Here is a 25,615-nt window from a genome sequence, read left to right as displayed (position 1 = left end):
GCAAGCCTTGATCTTGAACTTTTTACAGCGCCATCTGAAAACCGACTTTTTACGAGTGTGTCAAATGATAAACGACCTGCAAACGCAGATCTCCGGTTTTGCCGGCGGCATTGACAGGGTTTGCACCGAGACAATTGATCTCAAGGAGCCCTTTGTTGACACTGCCGCCCGGTTTGCCGATCTTGCCGGCACCGTGGTGCTGGCAAGCGGCACGGATCATGACGCGGCCAGATATCATATCCTGGCAGCCCGGCCCTGGCTGACCTACCGGTTTGACGGCGTCTATGCCCGGCTTGAAACCAACGACGACACCCTGTGTGTGAAGGCAGATCCCCTGGAGGTTTTGCGCGCGCTTCTCCAGACCTGCGCCGTGGGTCAGTCCTGTCCGGACCTGCCCCTGTGTGCGGGCCTTCTGGGATATCTGTCCTATGACCTGAAAAACCGGATCGAAAACCTCCCCAGAACCGCAGTAGATGACCAGGGGCTGCCGGAGATCTGCCTGTATGCCCCGTCAGTGCTTATGATCTGCGACCGGCACCGGCAAACCACCCGACTGTGCATCCCGCAACGGTCTAAAACCGGACAAACCGGGCCGGCCCGGGCCCGGGACTGGTTTTTGGCGCAGACAGACCGCCCGGTCCAATGCCTTGAGGCCGGCTTTTCCGGCGGATCAACGGGTTTTATTTCACCGTTTACCCGGCGCACCTACATGGAGGCGGTGGAGACGATCAAAGACTACATTGTTTCCGGTGACATCTACCAGGTGAATTTTTCCCAGCGCTTTGAAACCGATTTTTCCGGCCATCCCTACGCCATGTTCGCCCGCCTGTTTGCCGATGCCCCGGCGCCTTTCTATGCTTATGTCCATGCCGGGGATCACTGGATCGTGTCCACATCCCCGGAGCGGTTTGTCTGCAAAACCGGAGCCCTGGTGGAAACCCGGCCCATCAAGGGAACCCGGCCCCGGTCAGAGACGCCCGCGACCGACCGGGCTTTGGCAGAAGAACTGCAGTCCAGTGCAAAAGACGATGCTGAACTGTCCATGATCGTGGATCTGATGCGAAACGACCTGGGCCGGGTGTGTGCGGCCGGCACCGTGGAGGTGGCCGCACACAAACGCCTGGAAGCCTGGCCCAACGTATTTCACCTGGTATCCGTCATCCGTGGACGACTGGCTGAAAACAAAGGCAGCGTGGACTTGATCCGGGCGGCTTTTCCCGGCGGATCTGTGACGGGATGTCCCAGAATCCGGGCCATGGAAATCATAGATGAGCTTGAGCCCGCCTGCAGACATGTCTATACCGGCTCCATCGGCTATATCGGCTTTGACGGGCAGATGGATCTCTCCATTGCCATCCGCACGGCGGTTATTCGCGGAAGCAGGATGTTTTTTTCCGTTGGCGGGGGCGTGGTGTTTGACTCGGATCCGGCCTCGGAATACGAGGAAACCCTTCACAAGGGACGGTCCGTGATGAGCGTGTTCAGCGGGGCCGGCCGGGTTGAAGACCGCCGGCCCAGGATCTGGTTAAACGGCATGATCGTTTCCGAAACCGATGCCCGGGTGCCGGTAACCGACCCGGGAGTGCAGTATGGATACGGATTTTTTGAAACCATCCGGGTGGAAAACAATCAAATTCATCTGGCAGACGCGCATCTGGAGCGGTTTTTCCGCACGTGGCAGGCGCTTTTTAACACCCCTGTGCCGGATCTGAGCTGGCAGACCATCATTTCCCGGGTGGTGGCGGCCAATAACCTGGCAAAACAGGTGTGCGCAGTCAAGCTCCTGGCCGCGGCCCGTCAGGAGGAAAACCGGGTTGATCGCCCGCCCCATCTGATGGTTTCAGCTGCTTCGTATGTGCACCGGCTCGAGCAGGCGGGAAAGCCCGCCCTGGATCTGGCCACATACCCCTGTTTCCGGCAGACCCCTATGGCAGATCATAAGACTTTGAATTACCTGTATTATCTCATGGCCGGCAAATGGGCGCGCCGGCAGGGGGCGGATGAAGCCGTGATCTGCAATCCAGACGGATCTGTTTCTGAGACCAACACCGCCAACCTGCTGGCGGTTTACGGAAAAACCGTGATCTGTCCGTCATCCGCCCATGTGCTGGCCGGGGTCATGGAGCAGGCCGTGACACAGCAGCTTCAAAAATCGGGTTTTTTTATCCGCAGAAAACCAGTCACGGTCCAATCTCTGATTGATGCAGACCTGGTGCTGGTCACCAATTCCCTGATGGGCCCGGTGGGGGTGCGCTCGGTTGACGGCAGAGCCCTTGCCTGCGATCCGGAATGGGTCGCGGCCCTGCGCAGCAGTGTATTGTCTGATTTCAGCTAAATAGTGCCTGAACGAAATAAAAGCGGCAGTACCCGGATGCTTTACCCTGTTTTTTTTATCCCAGGGCTTTGCGGATCCGCTGCATGGCCCGGTCCACGTTGTCATAGCTGTTAAATGCGCTCAGCCGGATGTATCTGGACCCGCAGGGTCCGAATCCCGCACCCGGGGTGCAGACCACCCCGGTTTTTTCCAGAAGCGCGTTGAAAAAGTTCCAGGAATCGGTCCGGGCATCCACCCAGATGTAGGGCGAGTGTTTGCCGCCTGCGTATGAATAGCCCAGTGCATCCATTTCCCGGCAGATCCGGTCGGCGTTTTTCATGTAATCATCAATAATTGCCTTTACCTGTTTCTGTCCCTGCTCGCTGTAGACGGCTTCAGCGGCCCGCTGCACCGGGTAGGCCACGCCGTTGAACTTTGTGGAATGCCTGCGGTTCCACAGGGGATGGAGCATTTCCGGGCTTCCGTTTTTGTCAAAGGCCCGGCACTCCTTGGGCACTACCGTGTAGGCGCAGCGGGTGCCCGTGAACCCGGCGGTTTTGGAAAAGCTTCTGAATTCCACGGCCACTTCCCGGGCGCCGGGGATTTCGTAGATGGACCGGGGCAGGGTTTCATCCCGGATAAAGGCTTCATATGCCGCGTCATAGAGTATCAGGGCCTTGTTTTGCCGGGCAAAGTCCACCCACTTTGAAAGGGTTTGCTTTGTGGTGGCCGTGCCCGTGGGGTTGTTGGGAAAGCACAAATAAATCAGGTCCACGTCGGTATCCGGCAGGTCCGGCAAATAGTCGTTTTCCCGGGTGCAGGGCATGTACACAATGTTTTCAAACCGGCCGTCTTGAAACGCTCCGGTGCGGCCGGCCATGACATTGGTGTCCACATACACCGGATACACCGGATCGGGAACAGCCACCCGGGTCTCTGTTGCCAAAATTTCCTGAAAATTGCCGGTGTCGCACTTGGCCCCGTCGCTGACAAAGATCTCGTCTGCTGCAATCTGCGCGCCCCTGGCGGCAAAGTCGTGCTCCGCGATTTTTTCCCGCAGAAACGCGTATCCCTGCTCGGGTCCGTAGCCGCGAAAGGAGGCGTCTTGTCCCATTTCGTCAACTGCTTCGTGCATGGCCGCAATGCAGGCCGCGGGCAGCGCCCGGGTGGCGTCTCCGATGCCCAGGCGGATGATTTCGGTATCCGGGTTTTTTTGGCTGAAATCGGAAATCCGGGCGGCAATATCGGAAAACAGGTAAGAGGCCTGGAGTTTTTTGTAATGGGGGTTGATACGAATCATTGTCAGCGGTCCTTTTTGATAAATTTTATGGCATTGTTGTCAATTGCCGGGCTGGCATCTCCCGGTTTCATATTTTTACATTTGACGGCTTCGGAAAAAGTCCAATATCTGCGTTACGCGCATTTTCTCAGAATTTCACGTACGGATAACTACGCTGCATTCTTCGAAATCGCGCAAGCCTTGATCTTGAACTTTTTACAAAGCCGTCTAAAAACCAACTTTTTACGGGTGCATCAAATTTTCCATGATTGATAAAAATTTCTGCTCGTATATAATAGAAAACCCGCTTGTGTCAATATCGCCCGGGCCGCTCCGGTCCCCTGCTGTTTTCAGGCCTGCTGAAGCCGGGTTTTCATTCTTGACACAAGCCTTGTATTGTACTTTATTTGCCGGAATTTGGCCGGTTGCAAATACGATTGTTTTTATGAACAAACAGTCGCTTTGGCAAAGTCGCAAAAAGGCCCAAATCGGATATAACCGTTATTCAATAAACAAATAACTTTTTGATTTTACTTAACACTTAATCACTTAAAACTTAACACTGCCGGTAAAAAAGATTTTTTATCAGCTCATCAACATTTCTGTATACAAATTTAAGAATATATAAAGGAACAAAGGAACACGCTCATGACTGAACAATTGCTGCAGGAAACCACTGAGGACGACATCCGGATTGTCACTTTAAACCACGGCAAAACCAATTCTTTAAACCGGGATATGCTCCGGCGCCTGGGAGAAATCGTTGCCGAGGCAGATGAAAACCCCTCACCCAAGGGCATTGTGCTTACCGGCGAGGGCCGGTTTTTTTCCAGCGGATTTGATCTGCCCATGTTTCTGGGTTTCTCCGAACTCCGGGAAGCTGTGGAGTTTTTTGAGTTTGAAGAGCAGGTGCTCACGTCCCTGTTTGCCTGCAGAAAACCCGTTGTGGCGGCCTTAAACGGCCATACCGCGGCCGGCGGGCTGATTTTGGCCATGGCCGCAGATTACCGGATTATCAAGGAGCATCCCAAAATTAAAGTGGGCATGTCTGAAAACAAAATCGGCCTGCCCCTGAGCGTGGCCCAGCACGAGGTCATGCGGTTCGGATTTGACAGCAACCACCGGTTCCGGGATGTGATGTTTTTCAGCGATATGGTCGATGTGTTTGGCGCCAGGGAAAAGGGGCTGGTGGATGAACTGGCTGCCGAAGACATGCTCATGGAACGGGCCAGACAGGTGGTCTCCCTGTGGATTGACAACCCGGGCCGCCCTTTTATGCGGATGAAGCAGATGCTGCGCGCGGATACGGTGCAGCGGATCCGCAGAAAACTGGCAGAGGAAAACTGGCAGGCGGAACTGAAGAATTTTTTCCGCGATGAGGTTCGTCAGACGTTAGAATTCGTTCAGGCCAGCATGAAATAGATGGCAACCATGATGGCGCCGTAAAAAGTTCAATATCTGCGTTACGCGCAATTTCTCAGAATTTCACGTACGGATAAGTACGCTGCATTCTATGAAATTGCGCAAGCCTTGATCTTGAACTTTTTACGGCGCCATCTATAATCAGACTCTTTACGGGTGCATCAACCATGACTGACCTGAAAATGGGTCCGCTTTTGTCCCTGGTGGAAAAACCCAGCCGGTACATGGGCGGGGAAATCAACGCGATTGTCAAGACCGGCGAAGACATCCGGCTCCGCATGGCTTTGGCCTTTCCGGATACCTACGAGATCGGCATGTCGCATTTCGGCATGCAGATTCTCTATGATCTGGTCAATGCCCGGCCCGAAGCATGTGCCGAACGCGTATTTGCACCGGGCGTTGACATGGCGGAACTGCTCAAATCCCGGCAACTTCCTTTGTTTTCCCTGGAAACCCGACGGCCCCTGGGCGAATTTGACATTGTCGGTTTTAGTCTTCTTTATGAGCTCAATTACACCAATGTGCTCATGATGCTGGATCTGGCCGGGATTCCCTTTTACGCCGACCAGCGGGGCAGCAATCATCCTTTTGTGATTGCCGGGGGACCCTGCACGGTCAACCCCGAACCCGTGGCCCTGTTTTTTGATGCCATGGTGGTGGGCGACGGCGAGGCCGTGCTGCCGGCCATGCTCGATGCCTGGGCCGACTGGAAAGATGCCGGCGCGGAGAATAAAACCGAATTGCTCAAGGCCTGGGCTGCCATTGAAGGCGTTTATGTGCCGGTCTTTTTTGCCGCGGCGTTTGATGCCAGCGGCCGCCAGAAAACCCGGCCCCTTTTGCCCGGATATGACAAGGTGCGCCGGGCCGTGATCCCGGACCTGGACTTGGTGGGCTTTCCGGAAAGTCCGGTGATTCCGTTTGGAAGGCCTGTACATGACCGGCTCAGGCTGGAAATCGCACGGGGCTGCACCCGGGGCTGCCGGTTCTGCCAGGCCGGGATGATCTACCGCCCGGTCCGGGAGCGATCCCCTGACACCCTGGCCGGGCTTGTGGAAAAAAGCCTTGGTTCAACCGGGTATGAGGATCTTTCCCTGCTGTCATTGAGCACGGGCGATTATTCCTGCCTGACCCCGCTGATGAAACATCTGGCTGCGCAATACCGGCGGCGGCACCTGGCTATCTCCATTCCCTCGTTTCGCGCCGGAACCCTGAATCCGGAAATGATGGAGCTGATCCGAAGCGTCCGCAAAACCGGCTTTACCATCGCCCCTGAGGCCGGCAGCCCCCGGCTGCGATCGGTGATCAACAAAAATATCAGCGAAGATGAAATCATTGAGACCGTGTCCACGGCCTTTGATCTGGGCTGGCAGCTGGTCAAGCTTTATTTCATGATCGGGCTGCCCACGGAAACCGATGCGGATATCGAGGCCATTGCCGAACTGGTGCGCCGGCTGCACAAGCTGCGTCCCAAAGGCCGGCGGGGGGGCAATATCAACGTAAGCGTGGCCACCTTTATCCCCAAGCCCCATGTCCCGTTTCAATGGGCCGGCCAGCTCGATGCGGCCACGGCCCGGGACCGGATGCAGTATCTGCGCCGACGGGTAAAGGGTCGCGGGGTGGAATTTAAATGGCAGGATCCGGAAACCAGCCGTTTGGAAGGTGTTTTTGCCCGGGGCGACCGGCGCCTGGCCCCGGTGCTGGCTGCCGCTTACCAAAGAGGATGCCGGTTTGACGGTTGGACCGATTCCTTTGACAAGGCGGCCTGGGATGAAACCTTTACCGCACAGGGCGTGGATCCGGAAGTTTACCTGCAGCCCGTGGACCTGGATGCCCCTCTGCCCTGGGATCATATTGATACCGGTGTTTCCCGGGATTTTCTGGCAGCCGAGCATCAAAAGGCCCTTGACGGTACCCCCACCCCGGACTGCAGGTCCGGGGATTGTCAGGGCTGCGGTGTGTGTGATTTTAAAACATGCCGGCCCATTGAGGCTTTTGAGAAAAAATGCGATGTTTCAGCGCCAGCCGCCCCGGCCCCGCCTTTGGCTGACGCAGAAGGGCCTTTTCACCGCGTCAGGGTGGTTTACAGCAAACTCGGACCGGCCCGGTATTTTGGTCAATTGGAGCTGGTCAGCATTTTTCTCAGAGCCCTGCGCCGGGCCGGGGTGGAGCCGGCGTATTCGGCCGGGTTTCACCCAAAACCCAAGGTGGCGTTTGGCGACGCCCTGCCAGTGGGCATGGAAAGTGAGGCGGAAAGCTTTTTCATGACCATTGCCACGGATTTTCCGTTGGAGCAGATTCCGGCGTCACTTAATCGGCATTTGCCCGAGGGCCTGCTGGCCGTCGGCTGCAGCCCGGCGCAAACCCGGGAGGTGCCGCAACGGCCCGGACCGGCGGTTTATCAGGTTACTTTGCCCTCCGGCAGCCGCTTTGACCACCAGGCATTTGAAGCGTTTACGGCAGCGCCTGCTTTCGAGGTGATGTTTTCCACCCGGAAAAAGGGGGATCAACAGGTGGATCTCAAGGCCGTGGTCACAGAATGCTTCCGGCTGCGCCCGGATCGACTTCAGCTTCGCATGGTTCAGCCTTCCGGGCTTACCCTTCGGCCGGGGCCGGTGGTTGCGTCCATTTTTTCCCTGCCTGATGCGGTTATGCATCAGGCGCGCGTTTTGAAACTGGCTGAACATGCCGGATGTACCGGGGATTTTACAGAACCGGGCAATATTTAAAGAGGTTTTTATGGACAAGGAACTGATCATCAATGCCCTGGGCCCCGAAATCCGGGTGGCGCTTATGGAAAACAACGCACTTGTGGAGATTTATGTGGAGCGCCAGGACGAGGCCAACATCTCCGGCAACATCTACAAGGGGCGGATCCAGCGGGTTCTTCCGGGCATGCAGGCGGCTTTTGTGGAAGCCGGATTAAAGCAGGCCGCCTTTATTTACGTGGATGAAGTGTTAAACGGCCGCAACCCGCCGCCCGAGGGAATGTACATCAAAAATGAGAATGAATATGCCGAGGAAGACGAAAGTCAGGCCGAGGAGGAAAGCGGTCCCATCTCCGGCCGCGGCACCGGCGCCGCCCCGGAGGGACGCCCGCCCATCGAGCAGATGCTCAAGGAAGGCCAGGAACTCTTGGTGCAGGTGGCCCGTTCGCCCATCGGCAGCAAGGGCGCCCGCCTGACCACCTATATATCCCTTCCCGGCCGGTTTCTGGTGCTGATGCCCACGGTGGATCATCTCGGGATTTCCCGCCGGATTGCTGACGAGGCCGAACGCACCCGCCTGCGTGAGCTTGTGGAATCCATGCGGACCCATCCCTACGGCTATATCGTCCGCACCGCTGCAGAAGGGGTTAGCGCAGATGTTCTTGCCCAGGACATGGAGTTTTTAAACAATCTATGGAATGATATTCAACAGCGCTATCAAGAGGTTTCGGCACCGTCCATGCTGCATCAGGAACTCACCGTCACCCTTCGCTGTGTACGGGATCTGCTGGCCCACGAGGCCGACCGGGTCATTATCGACGCGCCTGCGGTATACAAGACGGTTAAGCAGTTTATTCAAAAGTTCATGCCCCGTCTGAAAAACTCCGTGTCCCTGTATACCGGCGAAGAGCCCATATTTGATGCGTATAACCTGGAAGTCGACGTCCAGCGGGCCCTTAAGAAAAAGGTGTGGCTCAAGTGCGGCGGCTATATTGTCATTGAAATCACCGAGGCCCTGGTGGCCATTGATGTCAATACCGGCCGGTATGTGGGCAAACGCAATTTTGCCGAAACCATTCTCAAAACCAATCTTGAGGCGGTCAAGGAGATCGCCTACCAGATCCGGCTGCGCAACCTTGGGGGCATCATTATTCTTGATTTTATTGACATGGAAAGCAAGGCCGACCAGGAAAAGGTTTATAATACCTTAAAAGAAGCCCTGAGCCGTGACAAGGCCAAGACCAATGTGCTGCCCATGTCCGATATGGGGCTGATCCAGATGACGCGCAAACGCGTTGTCAAGTCCCTGCCGCGGATGATGTGCGAGCCCTGTTTTTATTGCGAAGGCGAGGGCATGCTCTTGTCCCGCAGAAGCATTTGTTATAATGTGTTTCGCGATGTCCGCCGCCAGGGCGCTGAAACCCGGCCTTCAAAGATCCAGATCAAGGTCCACCCCGTGATTGCCGATTTGCTGCTCGGCCAGGAAAGCAGCCTGATTTCCGATCTCGAGGAACAGGTCAACCGGCAGATCTGCATTTATCCCCAGCGGGATTATCATCTGGAACAGTACGAAATCACCGAGGTCCTGGAAGACGGATTGAATTGATTTGAATCTTGACAAAAATGGTTGTATTGCGCTAACAACCTTTTGATCCATATTTTTGGGTTTTAAACGGTATTTACGGCACCATCTGAAATCAGATTTTTTACGGTGCCATACGCTGCCATCACGGTATTGGCGCGATAAACACAAAAGATTTGCAAAAAAGGGTAAAAGAATGAAACGAACATATCAGCCAAGCAAAATAAAAAGAGCAAGAAAACACGGATTTTTAAAGCGGATGTCCACCAAGCAGGGTCAGCGTGTGATCAAAAGACGGCGGGCCAGGGGACGGAAGCGCCTGGCCGTTTGATGCAATCCTGCGGCAATGGCTTGCAGAAAACCGACAAACTGCTCAAGCGGGGCCAGTTTGTCTATCTTTCCAGGAAGGCAGACAGTGTTGCGGATCGTTTTTTTGTTGTGGCGTTTTGTGAAAATCACCTTGACCGGCCGCGGCTTGGCATTACTGTGACCCGGAAAATCGGCAATGCCGTCATGCGCAATCGCATTAAACGAATTGTTCGGCAATACTTCCGGACCAACCGCCACCGGTTAGGGGGCAACTTTGATATCAATGTGATTGCCAGAAAATCAGCTGCCGGCGCTTTGTCAAAAGAAATGTTTGCATCGCTGGAAAGGCTGTTTTGCAAGATCAGGGGGAGCTGCCATTAAATATTTTCTGCTGTTTTCCATCAGGCTTTATCAGTGCCTGCTTTCGCCGGTCATCGGTTCATGCTGCCGGTTTTATCCAACCTGTTCCGAGTATGCCTATGAATCCATCCGCCGGTTTGGTGCGATACGCGGCGGATGGCTGGCTTTGAAGCGGCTGGCCAAATGCCACCCCTTTCATCCCGGCGGCATTGACCCGGTTTTGGAGGCAGAAGACCAGACAGCTGCGCCAATCTGCACCGGCGGGCAGCAATCAGATTAATTGCGTTTCCACGGTAACCCGGGGGTTGTCAATGATCACCTGCCAGCCCTCTCTTGCCGCCTTGTAAGTCCTGCTGGACACATTGCCGCCATCTACAAGAGATCCGCAATCCCTTTTACCAGGGACGGGTCAGTCATTTTTTTCAGCCGCCGCGTGCGATTTCAGGAGTTGATATGGAACATATGCGTTTATTGCTGGCCATTTTTCTGACCATTATGGTCTTTGTGCTTTGGGAATTGCTGTTTGTGCCCGGCCAGCCCGTCCAGCCGCCGGAGCCGTCCGGTCAAAGCCGGAGCACAGAAAGCGTTTCCGATGACAGGGCTTCGGAGCCCCGTCCGGATTCCCGCCAATCCGGCAAATCCGACCCAACCCCGGCCGAGCTGCCTTCCCAGAGTTTCGGCTCCATAGTGGTTGAAAACAATCTGTATCGTGCCGAGATTTCAGAAAAAGGCGCTGCTATCAGCCGCTTTGTTTTAAGCCGGTACCGCCAGAGCATGGATGAGGACTCGCCCCGCAAGCAGCTGGTGCCGGAATCCAATTCCGTGGGCACTGCGCTGATCCGCTTTGCCGGCTCCGGCCTGGAGTCTCCTGAACAAGCTGTTTTTACAACCGATTCTGATAGCGATCATCTCCGGGTCACTGACCAGCCGGAAACCCTTTCCTTCTACTGGCAGTCCTCCCAGGGCCTGGTTATTGAAAAGCAGTACGTGTTTTACCCGGACAGCTATAAGATCGGCTTAAATATCCATCTGGTCAACGACGGCAGCGCTCCCCTGGCCCCTGAAATGATACTTGAGATGACCAATCCCCGCCCGGATGGCGGCACTTTTGTATTTGAAGGGCCTTTTGCCTATGTTGACGGCAGCCTTGAGGAGGTCAAACCCAAAAACCTCGATGAAGAGCAGGCTTTTTCCGGTAAAATCCGTTGGGCCGGCATTGAGGACAGGTACTTTATGACCGCGCTGGTTCCGGAAAATCCCGGGGAAAAACGTATCCGCATGAACGAGGATACCGACCGGCAGGTTCTGCGGGTGGGGTATATTGAGCCTATGCAGCGTCTAGGCGCCGGTGCCGGGCAATCCTATGAGTACCACCTGTTCATGGGTCCCAAGCGCATGTCGGAATTAAAGGCCTTTGGCTATGAACTGGACAAAGCCATTAATTTTGGATTTTTTGACATTATTGCCAAACCGTGTTTGTACCTGATGAACAAGATCCATGAATTCGGGGTGGCCAATTACGGGGTGGCCATTATTCTGCTGACCATGCTTTTCAAAATCATTTTCTGGCCCCTTGGCAACAAGAGCTATCGGTCCATGGCTGAGATGAAAAAATTACAGCCGCTTATGGCCGACATCCGGAAGAAGTACAAGGATGACAAGAAGAAAATGAACGAAGAGGTGATGCGGCTTTATAAAACCTATAAAGTCAATCCCATGAGCGGATGTCTGCCCATGGTTGTACAGATCCCCGTTTTTATCGCCTTTTACCGCATGCTTTACGAAGCTATTGAATTGCGGCATGCACCCTTTTTTCTCTGGATCAATGATCTTTCGTCCCCGGACCGGCTATTTCGGTTTGACATTTCCATCCCCCTTATGGCGCCTCCATACGGCATTCCGGTGCTGACCATCATCATGGGTGCCACCATGTTTCTGCAGCAGAAATTGTCGCCGCCTCCCGGAGACCCGTCCCAGGCCAGGATCATGATGATGCTGCCGTTGGTCTTTACCGTAATTTTCGTCAATTTTCCGTCCGGGCTGGTGCTATACTGGTTGACCAATAACGTACTGTCCATTGCCCAGCAGTATTACGTTACACGGAAAACCGTTTAATCGGAGGCGTTGGTTTAATGACTGAATACCATGATTTTGAAGAAAAAAGTGTGGAAAAAGCCGTTGAAAAAGCATGCATCGAACTCAACCGCAACCGGGATGAATTGAAATACGATATTATTTCTTATGGCTCCAGTGGTATCTTCGGGCTTGTAGGAGCCAAAAAAGCGGTGATCCGGGTTTCCGTTTCAGAGGCGGCGGCCGGTCCAATTTCTTCTGGGTCTGACGGGACCCATGATTCCCGGGAAGACAACAATCAGGAGGATGATTCGGTTTCCGCGCTTGTTGATGAGGCCTTTGGGCCTTCTGTGGATAACCGCCGGGAAGCCGTTTCCGAAACAGAAGAATCCGTCACTGAACCGGAGCAAGAGCAAGCCGCAAGCCCGGCAGCCAGTGCTGATCCCAAGGCCGACCCCGGGGTTGTGGCGGATTGGGTTCGGGGGTTTCTTGAGCAGATCATTGTATTGGTTTCCCCGGATTCGGAACTGGATTTGAAGGTTGACGCCGAGCTGATTCGCTTTGATATCAAGGGCGGTGATTCCGCCCGCCTGATCGGTAAGCGCGGGCAGACCCTGGATGCCATCTACTATCTCGTGGAAAAAGGTGTATACAAGCAATTTGGGCATAGTGTTCCCATTGAGATCGACGTGGAAGGCTACCTGGAGAAGCGTCGTTCCGAACTCACCAGCCTGGCTTCCAGGCTGGCACAAAAGGCCATGGACAGCGGAAAGCCCATGGTTATCAACCGGATTAGCGCCCAGGACCGGCGTGTGGTGCACTTAAGCCTGCGCGACAATCGTGAGGTTCGCACCCAGAGCGTGGGAAACGGGGATCTTCGGAAACTGCTGATCATGCCCAGGAAAAAAAACCAGGCCAAAAAATCCCGTCCCCGGTCTGAATAAGGTTTTGCCGGAACACAGATTTCCGTGCAAAAAGGATCAGCAGATGGACACCTCAACTATCGCAGCAGTGGCCACCCCTGAAGGCACTGGCGGTATCGGCATCATAAGGGTTTCCGGCCCGGAGGCTATCGCTGCAGTGACCGCTGTGTTCAGGCGGGCTCCTTTTGGTCAAAAAGCGTCAGGCAGCGATAAAACTGATGCCGGCGGTGGGTTTCAAAGCTGGCGGATGTATCTGGGTCATATTCTTGATCCGCACTCCGGAACCCTTGTAGATGAGGTGATTCTGGCTGTCATGCGTGCCCCGCATTCCTATACCCGTGAGGATGTGGTGGAAATCCAGGCGCATGGCGGATCCAGAGTCCTTGAAAAGATTTTAAACCTTTTGATTTCTCAGGGAATTCGCCCTGCGCAACCCGGCGAATTCACTCGCCGGGCATTTATTAACGGCCGCATGGATCTAACCCAGGCCGAGGCTGTTGCCGATTTGATCAGCGCCCGTTCCGACGCCACCCTGGATATGGCTGTGAGCCAGATGACAGGTCAGCTTTCAGATGTCGTCTCCTCCATCCGCCAATCTCTGGTTTCTGTGCTTGGGTCCCTGGAAGCCGCCATTGACTTTCCTGAAGCCGCAGGTGAAGAATTTGATGGCTCAGGGCAAAGCCTGCATCTTTCAAGAGAAGTTCTTCAACAGGTTAATCAATTGCGGGAAGCTTATGAAAGCGGGCGGTTTTTGCGCCAGGGGGTCCAGAGCGTAATCATCGGCAGGCCCAATGTTGGCAAGTCCAGTCTGATGAATTGCCTGCTCAATCAGCAGCGTGCTATTGTCACTGAAGTCGCCGGCACCACCAGGGACTGCATTGAGGCATATTTGACAACCCGGGGTGTTTCCGTTCTGGTTGCGGATACGGCCGGACTTCGGAAGGACCCGGATCCCATAGAGCGCCTTGGGATTGAAAAAACCCGGGAATACATGGCATCGGCGGATATTGTTTTGCATGTTCTGGATTCCGGCCGGCCTATAGACCATGAAGATGTCGTGATTTACGGGCAACTGACGGACAAATCCGTGGTGCTTGTGAAAAACAAGGCTGATTTGGCGGATCATGAAAAGGTTTTACGGCTACCGCCGGCCATGCAGCAGGCCTTCTGCATTGAGGTTTCTGCCTTACATGGCACCGGTATTGATGCATTAAAACAGCGCGTTGCAGATATGGTCTTTTCATCCGTGGCAAGGGTCGGGCATGGGTTTGTTCCGAACTGGCGGCAGAAATGCCTGCTCGACCAGGCTGCAGAAGCGGTTTCCAAAGTGATTTCCGGGCTGGAAAACTGGCGATTGCCTGAGCTGATTTCCATTGATTTGCATGATGCGCTTTCAGCCATAGATGAAATTACCGGCAAATATGTTGAGACGGATGTGCTTGATGAGATTTTCAGTCGTTATTGTGTGGGCAAGTAAAATTGATGGCGCCATCTGGAAACCGACTTTTTACGAGACCATCAAAATTCAATTGTTTCACGTGAAACAATTGAATCAACTCTGCACCCTGGCTTTTGCTTTTTCATAGATGCGTGCCGGTGTTTTAAAAGGAAGCCTATGGACAAGGTCTGTTCGTAAGCGACAGTGGCTTTTTTTAGAAAAAAATGCTGCAAATCTGAAAACTGTCCGCACCAAAAAAATAGACCCATCACACAGGGGTTGCTTTTTGACAAACATCAAAGGGTGTAAAAAGGTTCCAGGGAAGCCCAAGGGGGCGGTTTTTGCCGCTCAGGAGCAAAAAAAAATGACCCCCCCCTTGGGCTTCCTTCCTGACAAACATTGAACGCGGTAAAAAGTATTTAAGGAGGAGGATATAATAATGAAGTTTGACCCGGGTGAATTTTTTAAAACCTATGAAGGCCTGGCCCAAAAGGCGGATGAGGCTTTTTTGCGGATTAAGCAGGCATATCCGAGTGAAGTCGTTTGCGAGCCCGGATGCACGGACTGTTGTTTTGCGCTTTTTGATTTGACCCTTATAGAGGCCATGTACCTGAATCATCAATTTAACGTTAATTTTTCCGGTGAGGAACGCAGCAAGCTTCTTGAAAAAGCCAATCAGGCTGACCGAAAAATTTACAAGCGCAAGCGGGATGCCTATCGGCAAACGCAGAAAGGCGAAGATGAGACCCGTATTGTTGAAGAAATGGCAAAGGAACGGATTCGCTGCCCTTTGCTCAATGAATCGGATCGTTGTGATCTGTATCCGTATCGGCCCATTGCATGCCGGATTTACGGGGCGCCTTTGTCCATTGGCGGCCAGGGGCGTACCTGCGGAAAGACCGGATTTCAGGCGGGCCAGCAATATACCACCATCAACATGGATGCCATTCATGATCAGCTGATGCGGATTTCCGCGGAAATGGTTAAGGAAATGGGTTCCCGTCATGTGAAAATGGCTGACGTACTGGTGCCGGTTTCCATGGCCCTGATTACAGACTATAATGATGAATACCTGGGGATTGCTTCCGCAGAAGCCGATTCGGAACAGGAAGAATAAAATCGCGATTGGACGGGGAATGTTATGGATCTCAGTGAAAAGGAAAAAGACAGCCTGAAAAAGGCCATATTTGACAGTATGGCGCCAAGGCGCCAGAAACACATCATGAAAAAAGGCTATGAACGGTGGGATCCCTTTGCAGGGCCCAAGGATCCCCTGGACATGCGCATGGATCGCAGCCGCCGCACCATGAATGATTTGGTCCGCGAATTTTTTCAGACATGGGACATTTCCGACCACGGCCATGATTACAGAAAGGGGGCCATGGAGCTATGTCTCGGAATTATCAACGAGGACGAACGCTATCTGGGCATGTTTGATTTTGCATGCTGGTACCGGCAACTGCTGGACAGGGAAGGGTTTGAAAAGCAGAAAGACACCCCGGATATCCCGTAAGGTTTTTGGCCGACAGTGGTACGGGTTATTTCTGAACAAGCCATGCGATCACCGGAAGGCTTAAGGCAAGAAGAATCAGCAGTCCGGGAACGGAAAGATAGGGTGAATACCAGGGTTTTTTGTTAATCTTGGCCTGTTTTACTTCGGATAAAAACCAGTTGCCCAGAATTCCGGCTGCAAGCAGCATGGCCGCAGCTTTGATCAGTCCTGCAACAGTCAATTTGGACCCTCCTGTTTGGTTAAAATGGCTGCCTTTACTCCAAAAGGCAGCCATTTTCATTTAAAGTCCCGCTTTTGTCAAGTTTATTGATAAGGCAGTGGCTGCCTTTGCCAGTCCGGCCTTTTGCCCGTCAGCCGCAAAACGCCCGAAAATTTTTTTGCGAACAGGTATTTGGATTGCGTAAGCAGCCGGGTCAACCCTTGACCGAAAAAAATCAGCATCAGCATAGAAACACCTTGTTGTTTCACGTGGAACAATAACGGGTTTCAGTGTGATCAGATCCGGACGATCAGGAGAGTCATTTTCAGGAAAAGTAAAGTTCAGGAGAAAAAAAGCAATCTATCGAATGATGACCTTTTTGACATAACCGGCCATGAGAGTTTGGAACGCCTCCATGTCATCATCTGAAGAGACGCGCCCTTGTTCGTCAAAAAAACTCGGGTCAAGGACGTTTTTGTTCTGAACATGTTGAAAAGCGTGGAGGTCGGCTCCTGCAACCAATTCAGCAATGGATTTTAGCGTTTCCCGGGTAATCAGAGGGTGGACGCAGGTAGTCCGGAATTCGTGGGCAAGCCCGGATTCAATAATGATTTGAACAGAACTGCGTAGCGCAGCAGCGTCTGCCTGAACTGCTATATACTGGTTATAGAGTTCAGGATCGGTTTTGATATCCATGGCCAGATAATCCACAAGGCTGTTTTTCACAAGCTCCCGAATCACTTCCGGGCGGCTCCCGTTGGTGTCGAGTTTGACAAGAAATCCCATGGACTTGAGATCAGCGCAAAATCCGGCCAGGTCCGGGTGAAGGGTGGGTTCCCCGCCGGAAATGACCGCTCCGTCAAGGTATTTTTTCCGGGTGGCCAGAAAGTCCATGACATGGTTTCGGGAAAGATGCCGGGTGTCGGCGCCGGTGACTGCCAGTTCGGGGTTATGGCAGTACGGGCACCGGAAATTACACCCGGCCGTAAAAATCACGCAGCTGATGTGGGGCGGATAATCGATTAAAGAGTACTTGAGCAGGCCGCCTATATGCATTTCAGCCTCATCCGGTATAGGGCTTGGTTCTGTTTCCAACAAAGGCAATCCTTTTCCAGGTTTCAGGAAGCCACCTGAAAGGTCTGCCGCATGTTGAACTCGCACTGTTTGCCGTTGTTCCACTGGTGCACCGGCCGCAGGTACCCGACTACCCGGGAGTAGACTTCGGCCGGTTGATCACACGTGGGACATTTTTCGTGATAACCGCTGATGTAACCATGGCTCGGGCACACGCTGAAGGTGGGAGAAATGGTAAAATAAGGCATGTGAAAGTTTTCCGTGACCTTGCGCACCAGATTCTTTGCGGATTCAAACTGAACCATCTGCTCGCCGAGGAAAATGTGAAACACAGTTCCGCCGGTGTACCGGGTCTGCAGATCATCCTGGAGTTCCAGTGCTTCAAATACGTCATCTGTATAATTGACCGGCAGCTGGCTGGAGTTGGTGTAAAACGGATCCGCTCCCTGGTTAAATTCGGTTTCATTTGCGCACATCACGTCGGAAAAAGCCTTTTTGTCCAGCATGGCCAGCCGGTAGGCGGTACCCTCGCCGGGGGTTGCCTCAAGGTTGTAGAACTCCCCGGTGTCCTCCTGGAGCTGTTCAATGGTGCCGCGCATGTAATCCAGAACATCGACGGCAAACTGCCGGCCTTCATCAGTGCCGATATCGGTGCCGAGCAGGTTCATGCAGGCCTCGTTCATGCCGATTAACCCAATGGTGGAGAAATGGTTGGTCCAGTAAGATCCGGTTTGATCCTTGATGGCACGCAGATAAAATTTTGAATAAGGATACAGGCTCTGCTCGGTGAATTTTTCCAGAACCTTGCGCTTGATGGTCAGGCTCTGGGCGGCAATCTGCATCTGCTGATAAAGCCGGGAAAGGAAATCCTCCCGGTTTTGGGCAAGGTAGCCGATCCTGGGCAGATTGACCGTGACCACGCCGATGGATCCGGTCAAGGGGTTTGCTCCGAAAAGGCCGCCGCCGCGTTTTTTCAGTTCACGGTTGTCCAGACGGAGCCGACAGCACATGGATCTGGCGTCTTCCGGCGACATATCCGAGTTGACAAAGTTGGAGAAATAGGGAATCCCGTATTTGCCGGTCATTTTCCAGATATTGTCCAGATTGGGATTGTCCCAGTCAAAATCCGCGGTGATGTTGTAAGTGGGGATGGGAAACGTAAACACGCGGCCCTTGGCATCGCCTTCCATCATGACTTCGGCAAAGGCGCGGTTAAACGTGTCCATTTCCTCCTGGAACTGGCCGTATGTTTCCGGCTGCATTTGTCCGCCAAGGATCACGGGGGTGTCTTTTAACATTTTGGGGACGTTTAAGTCCATGGTGATGTTGGTAAACGGGGTTTGAAACCCCACCCGGGTGGGAATGTTGATGTTAAAGACAAATTCCTGAAGCGCCTGCTTGACCTCTCTAAACGACAGGTCATCATATCGGATAAACGGGGCCAGCAAAGTATCGAAATTGGATACGGCCTGGGCGCCGGCCGCCTCACCCTGAAGGGTGTAGAAAAAATTGACCACCTGCCCCAGGGCCGAGCGCAGGTGCTTGGGCGGGGCGCTTTCCACTTTGCCCGGAACGCCCATGAAGCCGACCTGTAAAAGATCCTGCAGATCCCAGCCAACGCAGTAGACCGACAGCAGACTCAGGTCATGAATATGGAGATCTCCGTTTTTGTGGGCATTGCGCACCTCGTGCGGATAAATCCGGTTCAGCCAGTACTCGGCGGTGACATCAGAGGAAATATAGTTGTTGAGCCCCTGGAGGGAGAAGCTCATGTTGCTGTTTTCCTTGATCTTCCAGTCCATTTTCTGGACGTAATTCTCAACGAGTTCCACATTTGCCCGGGTGGTGATATTGCGGATCTGGGCGTGCTGCTCCCGGTATAAGATATAGGCCTTGGCGGATTTGTGAAAAGGCGATTCAATCAGGACCCGTTCAACGATGTCCTGGATTTCCTCAACCTCCGGCGGGGACGGCAGCTGCATTTCATGGGCAAGGGTCAGGACGCGAAGCATTAGCTTCTTTGCCATTGCCTCGTCGAATTCGTCGGTGGCACTGCCGGCCTTGGCAATGGCTGCGGTGATTTTGGATGCATCAAAAGAAGCAACTCTGCCGTTGCGCTTCTTAATGTGTGTGAACATAGGTGATCCCCCTTTATGAATGCTTCGGATACATGAGTGAGCGTTGGTGATTAATAGGAATATATAACAATATATAGTTATGTGTCAAATAAAAAATCTATATATTGTATCTTGGCCGGATAACAGAAGATACACGGATTAATGAGGCGTTTCGGACTTATCAGGAGTGATCCAGATATAATCGGCAGCGCGGAGATCTTCGGCGTCATAGCCGGAAGTCGGCATGACGGTTTTAAATGGCGCAGCGGTGCGTTTAAAAGCGCGGTCCGGGATGCCGAACTTGTGGGTGATATGGCCGTTTCCGGCAAAAACAAGCATGAGCCGGTCTTTTAAGTGCCGGCTGACGGATTCAGCCATCACATCCTCCCAGACACACTGGGCCTGGTAGAAATGTTCAAAAGAATACCGGGTTGCGGCACGGCCGTGTTTGTCAAAAATATCCTGCACGTATTGCCGGTGATCGGAATCATCCAAAAAAATTGATTTCGGCAGGCGGGCGCGGTCATGGGCCAGCAGGGAGTCAATGCCGCCGGCGGCAACCCGGGAAGGGATGTGGAATTCAATGTTTAGGGCGTAAAGCGCAATCCGCTGCTCCCGAATATAATCCAACAGGGCCTTGTACAAATCATAGTCGAATTTCCAGTTGGCATACCAGTGTGTGTCTTCAATAAAGGCGGCCTCAGACAACTTTCCGCTGCTCCAGGCATCAAGGACGGGCTGATAGGGTCTGGAAAACATCTCCATGCCCACGACCAAGTCTGAAATCTGCTGATCAAGAGCTTTTAAAATTTTGAGCTGGGCCCGGTGATCGGCTTTGCGCGTATGCGTTTCACCCACATAGATGACACGGGCGGTTTCAATGTCCCGAATCAATGCTTCAAAGGAAACCGGTTTTCCGGTTTCTGCGGAAATGATGGTGCCGGGAAGATATTGGGATTTCGGCGAGGGCCGCCCGGGGCCACCGGCTGTTTGCGTGCATCCCCCGACGGCCATTGCCAGCAGGAAAACCGCAGCAAACCGGGTGACCATGGCAATCATGGCTTGATCCAGCAGGTCAGATGAGGTAAACGAAATCATATGCAATCCAATCAAAATCCTCTGTTTCGGAAAAACCCGGTGCCCTGGTACCGTAGCCGCGTGTTTTGCCTTGCAGCGGCGACAATCTTTCTTTTGCTCACACTAATGGGCCTTCTGGGCATTGCGGTGGCCCGCAGTCAGCCGGATTTTCATTCTTATGCCTGGGTGCCGGCCCTGCTCAGCGCTGCGGCCGGGCTGCTGTGCGTATTTATGAGCGTTCGTGCCTGGCAGGGGGGCGCCGCCGGCAAAGCGCGCGAACCCAGACGCGACAGTTCTCTTAAATGATATGTTCCAGATTTTCGTTTGGGCACTAGTTGTCCTGCTTTTCCATGAATTCGCCGAAATTCATTGTTTCATAACCATCTGTCTGTACGTATTTGAGCATCTGAACCATCTGTTCCGGTGGGATGTATCCGGGCTGGTTGCCAATGGGTTCGGCGTTGCTGTTTATAAACCAGTTTAACGGGAATTGTTTGACCCTGTAGGATTCGGCCAGATCCTGCTCCTGTTCGGCATTGACCCGCATGGCAATAAAGTTGGCGTTGATATAGCCGGCCACATCGGCATCAGAAAAAGTTTTTTCATCCATTAACCGGCAATAGGAGCACCAATCCGTGTAAAAATGAAGATATCCTTTTTTTTCGCTTTCCCTGATTTTTTTCATGCCGTCTTCATAGGAATACCAGTTGATTTCAGAGCCGCTGTTGCCGGTTTGCTCGGCGCCGGCCGGGATCACCGCCAGGGCAAAAAATCCGGCAATCAGGGCCATCATGCAAAGGGTGTGTATTTGTGTCATGCATTCTCCTTGTGTATTAGAAGCTTGTTTTGCTTGCTTTCAAAGCCGTCCCTGCCGTGTTTAGTGAACCCGGGACAATCGCTGAATCATTTCGTCGGGGTCAATAAATCCGGTTATCCGGTCGGCCTCCTGGCCGGTGTCATCAATGATCAGCACCGTGGGCACACCCTGAACGTTGAAATTACGGCTGGTCTTTCGGGCCTGCCGGTTTTCGGCACTGGTGAGATCTATTTCAAACACCCGGAAGTCATCCATGGCTTCCTGCACCCGGGGATCTGAAAAAGTCTGTTTATCCATTTCCCGGCAAGGCAGGCACCAGTCTGCATGAAATACCATAATCACTTTCCCCTCGTTTGCCAGAGCCTGCCGGAAGGCCGGTTCTGAGAAGGCCGGCCACTGGTCCTTGGCGCTTTCCGGCGGGATTAAGCCCAATAGGCTAAATCCCAGTACCAAAACGGCCAGACCGGTTTTCAGGCGGCGGAAAACAACAGCCGAATTGCCGGCCCGGTCGAAAAACAGCAAGTATCCGCAGGCAAAAATACCAAAAACCGGAAGAGCGTATTCCCGGGTTATGGGCGGCAACAGCGGGGCGGCAAAGTAGACGGCCATGGCCAGCAGAATCAGGCCGAAAATATGTCTGACCCCCTCCATCCAAACCCCGGAACGGGGAAGTTGCCGGATTTTTCCGGCAAACACGGCCAGAAACAGATAGGGAACCCCCAGACCCAGGGAAAGGAAAAAAAAGAGCAGAAATCCGTAAAACGGATCGCCGACAGCGGCCACGTATGCCATAAGTCCAAGCACGAACGGCCCGATACAGGGTGCGGCGATGATCCCCATGGTCAGACCCATGAGCAGGGCGCCGAAAAGACCGGTGCGCGACCCGGATGCCCGGGCTACCCATCGGTCCGGGAGTTTGAAATTATAGCAGCCAAACATGCCCAGGGCCAGAAAAATAAATATTCCGGCAATCGCCGCAATGACCGCAGGCTGCTGGAGCAGGCCTCCGAAAAACGCGCCGGAAAAGGCACTGATGATGCCTATGGCCGAATAGGTCATGGCCATACCCAGAACATAAACAAGTCCCAGGATAAACAGAGAAAATGTGCGGCCCTCGCTCTGGGCGCCAAAATAGCTGATGGTTATGGGAATGATGGGATAAACACAAGGGGTGAGGTTGAGCCCAAGGCCGCCGGCAAAAACCAGCAGCAGGCTGACGGCAAGGCCGGCAGAGGCGATGTCGGCAAAAATACCCGATCCCGCCATTGCGGCACTGCTGTCTGCAGGATCTTTTTTCGTGTTTCCGGCGACATCTGCGTCCAGTCCCTGCTGTTCCGGATTCCGGGCGGCAGACGGCCCGGTGACCTTGACCGTTATAACGTCCCGGGCCCTGGCCGGCGCAGCGCAGGCAGACTCGGAGCAGGCCTGAAAGACCAGCTCCAGGGGCACATCATAGGTTCCGGCTGTCACGGAATTTCGGGCTGCAAGCGTGGCGCTTATGAAAAAGGATTTGCCAAATACGCTCACGGGCTTGTCAGAAAACGCAAAATCGTGCTCTTTGGCCTCTGGATAAAAAATGTTTTCCAGGGCAAACATCCCGCGATGATCGGCCAGATGCAGTGCAGCAGCCACAAAATGGCTTTCACCGGGCTTGTTGGAATGAATATGCCAGTTATCCGCCATTTCAACCGCCAAAGCCACCTCGGTCCGGCCGCCGGCTGAAATTTCAATGGAAGAGCGAAGGGCCTTCGCCGTCAGCACGTCCGGCGCGGCATTTGCCGGGCCGGTGAAAATCAGGGCGGAAACAAGCAGTAATGCGCAAGAGAAGAATCTGGGTTTGAGCAAAATACGGGCCAGTTCCATGGTAAGTGTTGGGCACGGCATTGGAAAGCCGGATGCGTTTTCAAAACAAAGAATCAGTCGTTTCCGGACCGGCTCAGCTGCCGGGAGCGTTGAGCGGCGGCGATGACCGCTGAGACAATGGACCGCCTGACCTGGTGCCGGTCTAAAATCCGGATGGCGGCCTCGGTTGTGCCCCCTGGAGAAGTGACCTTGCTCCGGAGGGTCTCCGGGTCTTCCTTCCGGGCGCGGATCAGGGAAAGCGCACCTGAAACGGCACTTTCGGCCAGATCCGAGGCCGCATCGGCCTGCAGTCCGAGTTCGCAGCCGGCTTCAATCATGGCTTCAAGCAGGTAAAAAGCGTAGGCGGGCCCGGATCCGGACAGGGCCGTGACCGCGTCCATTTGTTCTTCATCCACCACCCTGACGTTTCCCATGGCGGAAAGCAATGTTTGGGCAATTTCCATGTCAGCGGCCCGGGCAGACCTGTTTGCGCACAAACCGGACATGCCGGCACCCACAAGGGCCGGGGTGTTGGGCATAACCCTTAGCACAGGCATGTTCTGGATCTCGGCATCGGTTTTTTGAGCGTAAATAAACTTTTCAATGCGCGCCAGCGGGATTCCGGCGGCAATGGATATAAACAGCCGGCGGCCGGCAGGAGTGTCAAATGCCCGGGCCGCGGCCAGTTCCTGCAAAACCGCGTCAATGACCTGGGGCTTGACGGCAAAGATGACAATGTCGCACCGGGAAACCAGATCCTTATTGTCTGAAGCCGTCTGAAGGCCGTATGCGGACTGCAGCTGCGCCATGCGGTTTTCATCCGGGTCGCTGATGAAAAGATTCCCCGGGATAACCAAACCGGCGCCGAGCACAGCGCCGATCATGGCTTCGGCCATGTTGCCGGCACCAATAAAACCGATTTTTTTTTTGATCTGTTGCATGCGCCTCTCGTTTTCAAAGTGGATCAGTTAACAGGTAAATGCATTTATAAGGGTGTTCCTTGATGTTGTCAATGACCGAAGATTTCGGGAAAGATCTTGACGAATGGTGCATATATATTTACATATGTTTCGGTACGACAAAAAAGTGCAAAAGCGAAAACCAGATCACCTACTTATATAAAGTGTGCGGCAAATGCTTATCTTTGGTAATTTTCTCGTTGGTTTGGCCACAGTTCTGCAGATCGTATTGACTGTATATATGTGGATTATTATCGCCCAGGCGGTGCTGTCATGGGTCAATCCGGACCCGTATAACCCGATTGTGCGGATCATCCGCCAGGTTACCGACCCGGTATTGTTCCAGATTCGCCGGCGCATTCCCACGGTGTTCGGCGGAATCGACTTTTCTCCCATTATTGTTTTGCTGGGCATTATTTTTCTTCAGGAGTTTCTGGTTAAAAGCCTGTTTCAACTGGGACGGATGATGTAGCTGTCCCGGTTTATTTAATTCAAAGGTTCCGGGAGTTTGCATGGCTAAGATTGATGCGTTTTTCAAGCTGATGAATGATCAGGGGGCCTCAGACCTCCACCTGGCGGCCGGCCAGCAGCCCGCCCTGCGCATCCGGGGGGAGATCGAGCGGGTGAAGTACAAGGCATTGAGCAATGATGACCTGCGCGCCATGGTCTATGAAATTACCCCGGAAGACAAGATCAAGGTATTTGAGGAAACCGGGGACATTGATTTTGGCTATGAAATCCCGGGCCTGGCCAGGTACCGGGCCAATATGTTCATGCAGCGAAACGGGGTGGGTGCGGTTTTCCGGCAGATTCCCACCAACATCATGACCGTCGAGCAGCTGGGCCTGCCCTCGGTGGTCTCCAGGCTGGCCACTTTGCCAAGGGGACTGGTGATTGTCACCGGCCCCACGGGCAGCGGAAAATCAACGACACTGGCCGCCATTATTGACGAGGCCAACCGGGTGCGCAAGGATCATATCATCACAGTTGAGGATCCCATCGAATTTGTGCACGAAAGCAAGGGCTGTATCATTAATCAGCGCGAAGTGGGCCAGCACACCAAATCCTTCAGCGCGGCCCTGCGCGGTGCCCTGCGTGAGGACCCGGACGTCATCCTGGTGGGGGAAATGCGGGACCTGGAAACCATTTCACTGGCCATTGAGGCGGCTTCCACCGGACACCTTGTTTTCGGCACCCTGCACACCTCCAGTGCCATGAAAACCGTGGACCGGATTGTTGAAGTTTTTCCGGCCCATCAACAGCCCCAGATTCGATCAACTCTTTCAGACGGTATCCGCGCGGTTCTGGCCCAGGTGCTGTTTAAGCGAATCGACCGCAAAGGCCGGAGCCCGGCCCTGGAGGTCATGATCGCCACCCCTGCGGTACGAAACCTCATCCGCGAGGCCAAAACCCATCAACTGGCTTCGTCCATGCAGACCGGCAAAAAATATGGTATGCAGATTTTAGACGATGCCATCATGGATCTGTACAACAAGGGGTGGATCAGCGGGGAGGACGCCTATGCCAAGTCCAATGAAAAAACCCGGTTCCGGCCGTTGATGAAAAATCCGCCAGCCGATTTTACAGAGGCGTGATACTCCCGGCTGATCTG

23 protein-coding genes are annotated in these 25,615 nt (G+C 53.7%); 15 read left to right on the top strand and 8 right to left on the bottom strand.

The genetic code is table 11. The features are described from left to right. Positions 1-64 precede the first annotated feature (64 nt). On the top strand, positions 65-2,335 hold the full coding sequence (gene pabB, locus HNR65_RS01285; protein ID WP_181549634.1) for an aminodeoxychorismate synthase component I: 2,271 nt from the start codon (positions 65-67) through the stop codon (positions 2,333-2,335). Positions 2,336-2,390: 55 nt separating this feature from the next. On the opposite strand, the gene HNR65_RS01280 is transcribed toward pabB, so the two are convergent. After that, the gene (locus HNR65_RS01280; protein ID WP_181549633.1) at positions 2,391-3,614 is read right to left on the bottom strand and encodes an LL-diaminopimelate aminotransferase; all 1,224 of its coding nucleotides are present in this window, start codon (positions 3,612-3,614) and stop codon (positions 2,391-2,393) included. 627 nt (positions 3,615-4,241) lie between these two features. Between HNR65_RS01280 and HNR65_RS01275 the strand changes: the two genes are divergently transcribed. The 11 genes from HNR65_RS01275 (at position 4,242) to HNR65_RS01225 (ending at position 15,918) form a co-directional block, all read left to right on the top strand. Beyond that, a complete protein-coding gene (locus HNR65_RS01275; RefSeq protein WP_181549632.1) occupies positions 4,242-5,015 on the top strand; it encodes an enoyl-CoA hydratase/isomerase family protein in 774 nt (257 codons plus the stop codon). A 167-nt stretch (positions 5,016-5,182) separates the two neighbouring features. Continuing rightward, positions 5,183-7,741, top strand: coding sequence for a TIGR03960 family B12-binding radical SAM protein (locus tag HNR65_RS01270; protein ID WP_181549631.1), 2,559 nt, complete (start codon positions 5,183-5,185; stop codon positions 7,739-7,741). A 10-nt stretch (positions 7,742-7,751) separates the two neighbouring features. Further along, a complete protein-coding gene (locus HNR65_RS01265; RefSeq protein ID WP_181549630.1) occupies positions 7,752-9,326 on the top strand; it encodes an Rne/Rng family ribonuclease in 1,575 nt (524 codons plus the stop codon). A 172-nt stretch (positions 9,327-9,498) separates the two neighbouring features. After that, the gene (gene rpmH / locus HNR65_RS01260; protein ID WP_181549629.1) at positions 9,499-9,633 is read left to right on the top strand and encodes a 50S ribosomal protein L34; all 135 of its coding nucleotides are present in this window, start codon (positions 9,499-9,501) and stop codon (positions 9,631-9,633) included. Further along, the gene (gene rnpA / locus HNR65_RS01255) at positions 9,633-9,992 is read left to right on the top strand and encodes a ribonuclease P protein component (protein ID WP_181550047.1); all 360 of its coding nucleotides are present in this window, start codon (positions 9,633-9,635) and stop codon (positions 9,990-9,992) included. The genes rpmH and rnpA overlap by 1 nt, the downstream gene beginning before the upstream one ends. Then, positions 9,943-10,251 carry a membrane protein insertion efficiency factor YidD gene (gene yidD, locus HNR65_RS01250; RefSeq protein ID WP_353740024.1) on the top strand — a complete coding sequence of 103 codons (309 nt, stop codon included), beginning with the start codon at positions 9,943-9,945 and terminating at the stop codon, positions 10,249-10,251. The genes rnpA and yidD overlap by 50 nt, the downstream gene beginning before the upstream one ends. A 173-nt stretch (positions 10,252-10,424) precedes the next feature. Then, complete coding sequence (gene yidC / locus HNR65_RS01245; RefSeq protein WP_181549628.1) at positions 10,425-12,086, top strand: membrane protein insertase YidC; 1,662 nt, start codon at positions 10,425-10,427, stop codon at positions 12,084-12,086. A gap of 17 nt (positions 12,087-12,103) precedes the next feature. After that, positions 12,104-12,988: an RNA-binding cell elongation regulator Jag/EloR gene (jag, locus tag HNR65_RS01240; RefSeq protein ID WP_181549627.1), complete on the top strand. Its 885-nt coding sequence runs from the start codon at positions 12,104-12,106 to the stop codon at positions 12,986-12,988. Positions 12,989-13,031: 43 nt separating this feature from the next. Next, a complete protein-coding gene (gene mnmE, locus HNR65_RS01235) occupies positions 13,032-14,444 on the top strand; it encodes a tRNA uridine-5-carboxymethylaminomethyl(34) synthesis GTPase MnmE (RefSeq protein WP_181549626.1) in 1,413 nt (470 codons plus the stop codon). A gap of 400 nt (positions 14,445-14,844) precedes the next feature. Continuing rightward, positions 14,845-15,522: a CxxCxxCC domain-containing protein gene (locus tag HNR65_RS01230; RefSeq protein WP_181549625.1), complete on the top strand. Its 678-nt coding sequence runs from the start codon at positions 14,845-14,847 to the stop codon at positions 15,520-15,522. A 24-nt stretch (positions 15,523-15,546) separates the two neighbouring features. Continuing rightward, positions 15,547-15,918, top strand: a complete 372-nt coding sequence (locus tag HNR65_RS01225) for a hypothetical protein (RefSeq protein ID WP_181549624.1) — start codon at positions 15,547-15,549, stop codon at positions 15,916-15,918. 25 nt (positions 15,919-15,943) lie between these two features. Here the strand turns inward: HNR65_RS01225 and HNR65_RS01220 are convergent, their stop codons facing one another. From HNR65_RS01220 to HNR65_RS01205, 4 genes are all read right to left on the bottom strand, one after another. Next, positions 15,944-16,138, bottom strand: a complete 195-nt coding sequence (locus HNR65_RS01220; RefSeq protein WP_181549623.1) for a hypothetical protein — start codon at positions 16,136-16,138, stop codon at positions 15,944-15,946. Between the two features lie 339 nt (positions 16,139-16,477). After that, positions 16,478-17,212: an anaerobic ribonucleoside-triphosphate reductase activating protein gene (locus tag HNR65_RS01215; protein ID WP_232364602.1), complete on the bottom strand. Its 735-nt coding sequence runs from the start codon at positions 17,210-17,212 to the stop codon at positions 16,478-16,480. 23 nt (positions 17,213-17,235) lie between these two features. Then, positions 17,236-19,329 (bottom strand): ribonucleoside triphosphate reductase, encoded by a 2,094-nt coding sequence (locus HNR65_RS01210; protein ID WP_181549622.1) that lies wholly within the window; start codon positions 19,327-19,329, stop codon positions 17,236-17,238. Between the two features lie 138 nt (positions 19,330-19,467). Beyond that, positions 19,468-20,406, bottom strand: coding sequence for a ChaN family lipoprotein (locus HNR65_RS01205; protein ID WP_181549621.1), 939 nt, complete (start codon positions 20,404-20,406; stop codon positions 19,468-19,470). On the opposite strand from HNR65_RS01205, the gene HNR65_RS01200 reads away from it, so the two are divergent. Then, positions 20,407-20,691 (top strand): hypothetical protein, encoded by a 285-nt coding sequence (locus tag HNR65_RS01200; RefSeq protein WP_181549620.1) that lies wholly within the window; start codon positions 20,407-20,409, stop codon positions 20,689-20,691. It begins immediately after the preceding gene. Positions 20,692-20,716: 25 nt separating this feature from the next. Here HNR65_RS01200 and HNR65_RS01195 read toward each other — a convergent pair whose 3' ends face one another. Genes HNR65_RS01195 through proC form a run of 3 tightly spaced genes read right to left on the bottom strand, consistent with a single transcriptional unit; the run spans position 20,717 to position 23,985 of the window. Further along, a complete protein-coding gene (locus HNR65_RS01195; protein ID WP_181549619.1) occupies positions 20,717-21,202 on the bottom strand; it encodes a thioredoxin family protein in 486 nt (161 codons plus the stop codon). Positions 21,203-21,262: 60 nt separating this feature from the next. Further along, entirely contained in the window at positions 21,263-23,086 is a 1,824-nt protein-coding gene (locus tag HNR65_RS01190) for a protein-disulfide reductase DsbD family protein (RefSeq protein ID WP_181549618.1), read from the bottom strand. A gap of 32 nt (positions 23,087-23,118) precedes the next feature. Beyond that, positions 23,119-23,985, bottom strand: a complete 867-nt coding sequence (proC, locus tag HNR65_RS01185) for a pyrroline-5-carboxylate reductase (protein ID WP_181549617.1) — start codon at positions 23,983-23,985, stop codon at positions 23,119-23,121. Between the two features lie 193 nt (positions 23,986-24,178). Between proC and HNR65_RS01180 the strand changes: the two genes are divergently transcribed. After that, positions 24,179-24,475, top strand: a complete 297-nt coding sequence (locus HNR65_RS01180) for a YggT family protein (protein WP_181549616.1) — start codon at positions 24,179-24,181, stop codon at positions 24,473-24,475. 40 nt (positions 24,476-24,515) lie between these two features. Further along, entirely contained in the window at positions 24,516-25,598 is a 1,083-nt protein-coding gene (locus HNR65_RS01175; protein WP_181549615.1) for a type IV pilus twitching motility protein PilT, read from the top strand. The last annotated feature ends 17 nt before the right edge of the window (positions 25,599-25,615 follow it).

The sequence above is a fragment of the Desulfosalsimonas propionicica genome (assembly GCF_013761005.1).
GTDB classification, from domain to species: Bacteria; Desulfobacterota; Desulfobacteria; order Desulfobacterales; family Desulfosalsimonadaceae; genus Desulfosalsimonas; species Desulfosalsimonas propionicica.
The sequence above is the reverse complement of the archived record's forward strand: the minus strand, read 5'-3'. Positions and strand labels throughout refer to the sequence as shown.